General features: G+C 49.7%; 1 protein-coding gene. It reads left to right on the forward strand.

Going from position 1 to position 939, the window contains the following annotated elements:
• Positions 1-933: IS701 family transposase (locus ACO0LL_RS30290; RefSeq protein ID WP_422954532.1), on the forward strand; the 933-nt coding region annotated here is incomplete at its 5' end.
• Positions 934-939 lie beyond the last annotated feature (6 nt).

A 939-nucleotide genomic window follows, 5' to 3' on the forward strand; every position in this document is an offset into this window, starting at 1 on the left:
CCAACGGAAATGAGCCATGACATGATCAATCGCTATCTGCGAGATGAAAGGCTAACGTCGCGCCTGGTCTGGGAGAATGTCCGCTCGCAAATTCAACCCTCTGCGCATGGCTATGTCGTCTTCGACGACACCGTGCTGAACAAAAATTTCTCGCACAAAATCGAGATGGTGCGTTTGCAGTTCAGCGGTAACGCGCATGGACTCATCAAGGGCATAGGTCTGGTCAATTGCGTCTATGTCAATCCTGAGAGCGGCCAATACTGGGTGATCGATTATCGTATTTACGATCCTGAACGCGACGGCAAGACCAAGCTTGACCATGTTCAAGACATGCTCGGCCAGATCATTAATCAAAAGCAACTTCCGTTTCATGCAGTGTTGATGGATAGCTGGTATGCCACCAAGGATTTGATGCTGTTCATCGACTCCCTGCAGAAAATTTATTACTGCCCGTTGAAGGACAACCGGCAAGTCGATGACACAGGCGGCACAGCGCTGTACCGCCGAGTGGATTCGCTGGCATGGAGCCATCCAGAGGGAGAGCATGGCAAAGTTATCAAAATCAAAGGGTTTCCTAAGGACTACAAGGTAAAACTGTTCCGGGTCGCGGTGTCTACCCACCGCACGGATTGGGTCGTCACCAACGACCTCACTCAAGATTCTTTGGATGCCACACAAGAGGTGTGTGGCATGCGCTGGAAAATCGAGCAGTTCCACCGCGAGTTGAAACAACTCACAGGCATTGAGCAAAACCAATGCCGTAAAGCTCGCATACAACGCAACCATATTGCTTGCGCCATCCTGGTCTGGATACGCCTCACCGACATTGCCAGAACTACCAAACAAACCGCTTATCGCATTAAACACGGCCTTTTGGACCATTACTTATGTCAGCAACTCAGAAATCCTTCTATTTCTATGCGTTTTGCGTAAGTCCTA

This window comes from Undibacterium sp. TC4M20W (assembly GCF_049340245.1).
Taxonomy (GTDB): Bacteria; Pseudomonadota; Gammaproteobacteria; order Burkholderiales; family Burkholderiaceae_D; genus Undibacterium.